Raw genomic sequence first — 7,560 nt, forward strand, 5'->3', positions numbered from 1 at the left:
TGGTTATGCTGCAATGGCGCTTTTTACTCTAGCTAGCACTGTAATTTTAAACCTAACTCCCGCAAGGAAATAAAAATACCATGACCGATACCCACTTACAGAAGTTAATAGCGCCTTGGTTTGAAAAAGTGCCCGACGCTTTTTTTCTAAGCACTATTACTGCCGTCGCCATTGGTATATTTTCATTATTATTTGTGTACTTATTTACTCGTCGCTTAATGTTTCCTGCGATCCAAAAAATTGTTACTAAAATCTCACCTGAACGCATTGGCTTACTTGCACCTATGCTAAACAAGCTCAATAAGCGCATAGCTTGCTTACTTTGCTGTGCATTGTTTCTAGCCACATTTGATAGTGTGTACCCGGTGAATGAGATTGCAGAGGAAATTTTAAAAACCTTAGGCCAAGCGCTGCTCATTATTTATGCGGGCTTTATTTTTAGTAGCATAGTGAGTATTGCGGGCGCTATTTATAATCAATTAGATTTTGCCCGCGAAGTACCCATTCAGGGATTAATTCAGGTTGTTAAATTAATTACCTTTATTGTCAGTGTTATTTTAATTGTTAGTATAGTGCTAGAAAAATCACCTACTTATATTCTCTCGGGTTTTGGTGCTATTGCCGCCGTCACTTTATTAGTATTTAAAGACACCATATTGGGGTTTGTCGCAAGCATTCAAATTGCAGCCAATAGACTCGTTACGTATGGCGACTGGATCCAGGTAGATAATTATGGGGCCGACGGAGAAGTAATTGATTTAGGGTTAAACACAGTAAGAGTGCGTAACTGGGATAATACTGTAACGACTATTCCTACTTACATGTTAGTAGCAGGTTCATTTAAAAACTGGCGTAGTATGCAAGAGTCTGCCGGGAGGCGCATGAAGCGCTCGCTTAATATTGATATGAATAGTATTTTTTTAGTTGAAGATGATTTTCGCCAGCAAATAGAAGCGGCTATACCATTGTCCGACTACATTCGTACGTCTTCACTGCCTGATCCTGTGTCTAATTTAGGTTTGTTTCGCCGTTATGCCGAAGGTTACCTAAAGCAACATAAAAAAATCAATACTTCACTGACCTTGCTAGTACGTGAGTTACAGCCGACAAACCACGGCTTACCGATTGAGTTTTATTGCTTTAGTAGCGATAAACGTTGGATATCGTATGAGCATTTACAAGCCGAAATAATGGATCATTTATTGGCTGTGTTACCTATTTTTGGCCTGCGTCCGTATCAAAGTGTGAGTGGCCAATTTAGCCCACCCACAGCCGTGCCTACAAGCGAAAAACCTAAAATTAAAGTGCCCAATAATACTGAGCCAACCCCGTAGTAATAAAGAGTATTAACAGCCACCAAATAGGTGGCTTTTTTAATCTTAGCCAAGCGAATGCTGCAATAACTAGCGCAATGTGCCAAAAATTGTGCACCGCCGATGTCCAAATAGGTGAATACAGCGCCGCGGCTAAAAACCCCACTACAGAGGCATTAAGTGCGGCAATAACACTGGCAAAGCGAGGCTTGTTGGCTAAGTTTAACCAACTTTTTTGAAACGCAAGTATGAGTAAAAACCCGGGCATAAATATAAGTACAGTGGCTACGATAGCGCCTAATAAAGGTTGTTCGGTACTTAGTTGTGCACCTAAGTAAGTAGCAATGGTAAACATAGGCCCAGGCACAGCTTGCGCGCTTGCATAGGCGCTCAAAAACTGATCGCTGCTTAGTGCAGGTACGCTTGCTTGCAATACAGGTAATACTACATGTCCACCACCAAACACCATGGCACCTGCTTGATAAAAGGGGGCAAACAAAGCTAATTCAGTAGTCAAAGGAATGAAACTGAGCGCTAGCAGCAGTGTAAATAACCCTAAAGCGAGCCAATTTATATTACTTTTTGACTTACTTTGCTGTGCGGGTTCAGGATTTAATTTTAATAATGGCCATATTGCACCCACAGCAGCCGCGGTAATTAAAATAGCTATTTGTGTGCCCAGCAGAGGAAAAAGTATTAAGGCTAACGTGCTTAGTACGGCTAATAGCTTTAGGGCTGCGCTAGTGCAAAAGCTTTTTGCCATACTTAATGTGGCATCGGCGACAATAACCACAGCAAACAGTTTTAACCCAGCAATAATGGCAAAATAAACAGCATCAAACTGATGCGCACTTATAGCCAATAGCAACATAATTAAAAATGATGGTAGGGTAAAACCAATAAAGGCAGCAATGCCACCAAGTACACCCGCGCGCTCTACCCCAATGGCAAAACTAACTTGACTAGAGCCAGGCCCAGGCAAGGCTTGGCTTAAGCTTATAAGCTGTGCATAACGGGTGTTAGTGAGCCAATTTAGGGTATCGACAAAATGGCGCTTAAAATAGCCTAAGTGAGCAGCAGGGCCACCAAAACTCATGCAGCCGAGTAAAAAAAACTGTCTAAAAATAGCAATTAACATTACGCCCCAATCCTCGTTATAAATTATAAAATTATCATCCAGTAGTATGACATATTTATGAACTCAGCTATCGATAGAATTTTTGTTGTTATACAGCATAAAACGCTAATTATAATAGATTCTTCATGGCTTGTTCATTCATATATTTGCATAATAGCGCAAAATACTAAATGGATAGGGCATAACATGACTTTAACTAAATCACTTTTAAGCGTAACGGTAGTGGCTGTATTACTTAGCGGTTGTGAAATGAATAACACAGGTAAAGGAGCGGCAATTGGCGCTGCAGCTGGTGGTGTATTAGGTAAGGCTACTGGTAATCATAAAGATAAGCGTATCTTTATTGGTGCTGCAATTGGTGCATTAGCTGGTGCTGCAGTAGGCGATTACATGGATAAACAAGAAACCGCTTTTCGTGACGAATTAGCGGGTTCTGGTGTTGAAGTGGTACGTGAAGGCGATAACTTACGTTTAGTTATGCCGTCAAATATTACCTTTGCAACCGATCAGTCGTATATTTCGTCGGGCTTTCACAATACGCTAAGTGCGATTGCTAAAGTGATGAACAAATACGAAAAAACTTATTTAAGCGTAGAAGGTCATACCGATAGCACAGGTAAAGATAGCTACAATATGAGCCTTTCACAGCAACGCGCTCAAAGTGTTAAAAACTATTTAGTTAATCAGCAAATTATGGCTGAACGAATTAGCACTACAGGTTATGGTGAAACACGTCCAATTTCATCAAACGATAGCGCAAATGGCCGTGCACAAAATCGTCGTGTAGAAATTCAAATAGTGCCTAACACGCAATAAGCACATAAAAATCTAGTCTTTATTGAACTGTAGTTCACATAAGCGCTGGTACAACGGGGAGCTTTGCAGTAATTGCTGATGGCTCCCTGTTGCTATTATTTCCCCGTGTTCCATTACCACAATCATATCTGCATGTTTTACCGTTGCCAGACGATGCGCAATGATCAGCGTTGTTCGGTTTTGCATTAAGTGCTCAAGTGCGGCTTGTACATGGTGCTCGCTTTGTGCATCGAGTGCGCTGGTGGCTTCATCGAGTAATAGTATTTCAGGGTCTTTTAAAATTGCTCGCGCGAGTACAATGCGTTGCTTTTGACCGCCCGATAGTCTCACTCCTTGTTCCCCTAAAAAGCTGTTATAGCCTTGTGGTAGCTGTTGAATAAACTCATCAGCATGGGCATGTTTAGCCGCCGCATAAACCTGCTCGTCGGTAGCATCTGGATTGCCGTAGCGAATGTTATGCATTACATCTGAGCTAAATAAAATAGGGTTTTGTGCCACCATGCCCATTTTATTACGCAGCGTATTGAGTGATAAATCTTTAATATTTACATCACGAAACTTAATAGCACCGCTGGCTGGATCGTAAAAGCGTTGTAGTAATTCAAATAAGGTGGTTTTCCCTGCACCAGAAGGACCCACAATTGCCACTGTTTGCCCTTGCTGTATGTTTAAACTCACATTATTAAGTGCGCTTACATCGGGACGAGATGGGTAATTAAAGCTAATGCTTTCAAGTGTAATGGCAGAGTGGTTAGTGCTACTTAGGAGCTTTTCGTCTTGTGGGGAAATAGGGTTTTCAATTTCGCTTTTTACAGCGAGTAATTCTAGTAGCCTTGCAGCAGCACCCGCTGCGCGCTGCAGCTCACCATAAACCTCTGCCACAGTTGCAACCGACATGGCCACCATAATAGCGTAAAACACAAAGGCACCTAGCTCACCTCCAGTCATAGTGCCGGCTAGTACATCGCTGCCGCCAACCCATAACATAGCGCTGATGGCACTAAAGGTTAAAAATATAACGGCGGCAATTAAAAACGAGCGTTGTTTTATACGGCTTTTAGCGACGTTAAAGGCTTTTTCGACCTCCAGAGCAAAAGCTTGCTGCTCTCGCTGTTCGTGGCTATAGCTTTGCACTACTTTAATATTTTGAATGATCTCACCGGCGTAAGTACTTATATCGGCAATAGCACTTTGGCTGCTACTGGCTAACTTTCTCACTTTGCGGCCAAATACCATCATGGGCACCAGTACTAAAGGTACACAAGCAACGACCACTAAGGTCAGTTTTAAATTGGTAAACAGCAGCATGGCTAAACCACCCACTAGCATTAATGCACTGCGTAGCGCCATTGAAAAAGAAGAGCCAATAATAGATTGCAGCAAAGTGGTGTCGGTGGTTAACCGCGACATTAATTCGCCACTGCGGTTTTCTTCAAAATAACTTGGGTGCAAAGTAACAATACGGTTAAACACCGCTTTACGAATATCGTTACTGACACGTTCACCAATCCACGACATTAAATAAAAACGACTAAAGGTGCCCACCGCTAATAAACTAATTAAGCCTATAAGTACCAACACAGCTTGCTGTAGCTGTGCTTGCGAGCCGGCAATAAAACCATGGTCAATGACAAATTTAACTCCTTGACCCAATGACAGGTTAACCCCAGCAGTAACGAGTAAAGCAATGAGCGCCGCAGTCACTACGCCTTTATAAGGTTTAATAAAAGCAAAGATAGGAATTAAACTACTAAAGGCGGCCTTTTCGGGCTTAGGCGTTGTTTTTGACATAGTGGATTCTTTTTAAAGGTTAAGGTATAGATATGGCACTAAGATAATAAAAATCAATAGTGTTAAAATCATCAATAAGGAAAGGTTATGACTACAACAACCGTAAGTGGAGAATTTAATGTAGATTTAGCTCCAATAGAAGGTTACGCAAGCGGCCAAAATGGCATTAACTTAGGCCGCATGTCGATAGATAAAACATTTAATGGCGCGCTTAGTGCCACCAGTCAAGGTGAAATGCTAAGTGCCATGACGCCCACGCAAGGCAGTGCGGGTTATGTTGCAATAGAACAAGTGATAGGCGAGCTTGACGGCAAAAAAGGCAGCTTTGTACTGCAGCATTTTGGCACTATGGATAAAGGCCAAGACAGTTTAATATTAACCGTTATTCCCGACTCAGGCACCGGTGAGCTGGTAGGGTTAACTGGCAGTATGAAAATTCGCATAGAGCAAGGTATTCATTATTACGATTTTGACTACAGCTTATAAACTGGATGATAGCTAATGCAAAAAATAGTTGAATTTAAAAAGCGCGGCTTTTTTAGTCACGGCATAGATGTAGATGCATTGAACACGCGTATCTATCAATTAAACTAACAAGGCTGGCGAGTTATAAACGTTACCACGGCAACGGGCTTTCAAGGGCAGATAACGGCGTATGCGTTGTTAATAGAAAACAATGAATTAGAAGGGTAGTGAATGCTTTTATCGGTGTGGTTGAGTTTAGCAGTTGTGTGCATGATGGGCGCGATGTCGCCAGGGCCTAGTTTGGCGGTGGTATTAAAGCATACCTTAAGTGGTGGCATGAAAAATGGCATGCTGGCGGCATTGAGTCATGGCTTAGGCGTGGGATTGTATGCAGCGGCATCCTTACTTGGGTTAGGGGCGTTGATGCTGCAGTTTCCTACTGTTTATCAAATGTTGGTGTATTTAGGGGCTGCCTATTTAGCGTATTTAGGGATTAAAATTTTACTTGCTAAAGCGCACGGTAGTGAACTGCAAGTGCAGCACAGTGAGGTAAGTAGTAAAACAGCCTTGCAAGATGGTTTTGCTATTGCGTTTTTGAATCCTAAGTTGGCGATTTTCTTTTTAGCATTATTTTCGCAGTTTATTGACCCACAAAACCTAACCTTAAGCATAGGGATAATTATGTGCCTAACGGTGCTGGTTATTGATACCGGCTGGTACTTGCTGGTGGCATTACTTACCGAGATGTCTAAAAACCGCTTTGGTTTTAACCAGCAAAATGTCTGGCTTGATAAGCTGTTAGGGCTAGTGTTTATTGCGTTGGCTATTCGCGTGGTAGTGAGCTTGTAGTCATCGTTTTTACTCAGTGAGCATAACAAAAGCCGAACATTAACTGTGCGGCTTTTTTAATAATGCATACGCTAAAACTGATAGCTTACAGACAACATGGTGGTGGCAATATTATCGCTATCGACAATTGGTGAATCTTCAATATCAGCGTCTAGCTGAGTATATTTAACGAGGCCATTCAGGTGCCAATTTTTATTCAGTTGATAACGTAATGACAGCCCCGCATTATAATTCACGGTTGAACCGAGTTGGTAAGGCGCATAGCGGGTTGACTCGCCGGCGGCTACACCGTAATAATAATTCGATACATTACTGCTATTAATTACCACGCCTATAAACGGGGTAAGTATTAACTCTTTGCTGAAGATTATGCTGTAGTTGTAGTCACCATTAAACTTCAGGCCATCGCTGTGGCCTAGTATATCATGCGTTACACTTGCATTGAGGCGGCCAAAATTTGCGGCGTAACTCACTTTCGTTCCCGCGTATAATGACATCTTGCGCTCATTAAGTGCTTTTATGGCTGGATTGTCGGAGTCTGATGAGTCAAAAAATTGCCCCGGTGCTAACGTGGCAGACCAGCTAAAGCCGTGTTGTTGCAGTAATGTATAGTCGAGTGTGTAGCCACGTAGCGTTAGCTTTTCACCTTGGTAGTTGATCATAGGTAACGCCATCACTTTCGTGTCGGTATTGGCATAGGGCGAATCAACGGCGATCACGCCGCCAGCCACAGACCATGGCGAGTCAGCATAAGCAGCTGAGGTTGTAACAAGTAAGGTGCTGAGCAATATGGGTAATGGTTGTTGCATATTTTAGTAGCTATAAAGTTGCCTAGTAATTTAATAAGTAAGTTTAACGGCAATCGAAAGCCAGTGTTGTAAGTTACTGTATAAAAGTTTGTCGTAATGTAAAGATGGTAAGCGATTTGGTTACGTGTATGCCTGCGCTGATGCAATGCAGCAGCGATAGCTGCTTGGGTGTGGTTGCATTTAAGCCAAGCTCGGCGAGCGCGCACTCACTGTTCACCGCCATTTTTTGAGCTAATTATATAAGGTCTAGCAAGACACCTTGATTGTAAGCATTTTTACACCATTGATATAGTAATGCTTTTCGCAAACTTGATTATCCCAGCCGCCACCACCAGAGTTACCACCACCAGGGCTACCACCACCAGGGCTACCACCACCA

Annotated in this window: 7 protein-coding genes; 4 read left to right on the forward strand and 3 right to left on the reverse strand. The window is 42.4% G+C overall.

Translation table 11 applies throughout. From position 1 onward, the window contains the following. Positions 1–80 precede the first annotated feature (80 nt). On the forward strand, positions 81–1,334 hold the full coding sequence (locus tag H5058_RS09390; protein WP_182677822.1) for a mechanosensitive ion channel family protein: 1,254 nt from the start codon (positions 81–83) through the stop codon (positions 1,332–1,334). Here H5058_RS09390 and chrA read toward each other — a convergent pair. Then, positions 1,300–2,451 (reverse strand): chromate efflux transporter, encoded by a 1,152-nt coding sequence (gene chrA / locus H5058_RS09395; RefSeq protein WP_182677823.1) that lies wholly within the window; start codon positions 2,449–2,451, stop codon positions 1,300–1,302. The genes H5058_RS09390 and chrA overlap by 35 nt on opposite strands. Positions 2,452–2,637: 186 nt before the next feature. Between chrA and H5058_RS09400 the strand changes: the two genes are divergently transcribed. After that, positions 2,638–3,267, forward strand: coding sequence for an OmpA family protein (locus H5058_RS09400; RefSeq protein WP_011329470.1), 630 nt, complete (start codon positions 2,638–2,640; stop codon positions 3,265–3,267). A 12-nt stretch (positions 3,268–3,279) separates the two neighbouring features. Here the strand turns inward: H5058_RS09400 and H5058_RS09405 are convergent, their stop codons facing one another. After that, positions 3,280–5,058 (reverse strand): ABC transporter transmembrane domain-containing protein, encoded by a 1,779-nt coding sequence (locus H5058_RS09405; RefSeq protein ID WP_182677825.1) that lies wholly within the window; start codon positions 5,056–5,058, stop codon positions 3,280–3,282. 87 nt (positions 5,059–5,145) lie between these two features. Here H5058_RS09405 and H5058_RS09410 point away from each other — a divergent pair, with 87 nt between their 5' ends. Further along, positions 5,146–5,544 (forward strand): DUF3224 domain-containing protein, encoded by a 399-nt coding sequence (locus tag H5058_RS09410; RefSeq protein WP_179807484.1) that lies wholly within the window; start codon positions 5,146–5,148, stop codon positions 5,542–5,544. A 210-nt stretch (positions 5,545–5,754) separates the two neighbouring features. Further along, complete coding sequence (locus tag H5058_RS09420) at positions 5,755–6,372, forward strand: LysE family translocator (RefSeq protein ID WP_179807485.1); 618 nt, start codon at positions 5,755–5,757, stop codon at positions 6,370–6,372. A gap of 71 nt (positions 6,373–6,443) precedes the next feature. Here H5058_RS09420 and H5058_RS09425 read toward each other — a convergent pair whose 3' ends face one another. Then, positions 6,444–7,181, reverse strand: coding sequence for a MipA/OmpV family protein (locus H5058_RS09425; RefSeq protein ID WP_179807486.1), 738 nt, complete (start codon positions 7,179–7,181; stop codon positions 6,444–6,446). Positions 7,182–7,560 lie beyond the last annotated feature (379 nt).

Origin of the sequence: Pseudoalteromonas sp. SR45-4 (genome assembly GCF_014163535.1) — a bacterium.
GTDB classification, from domain to species: domain Bacteria; phylum Pseudomonadota; class Gammaproteobacteria; order Enterobacterales; family Alteromonadaceae; genus Pseudoalteromonas; species Pseudoalteromonas nigrifaciens.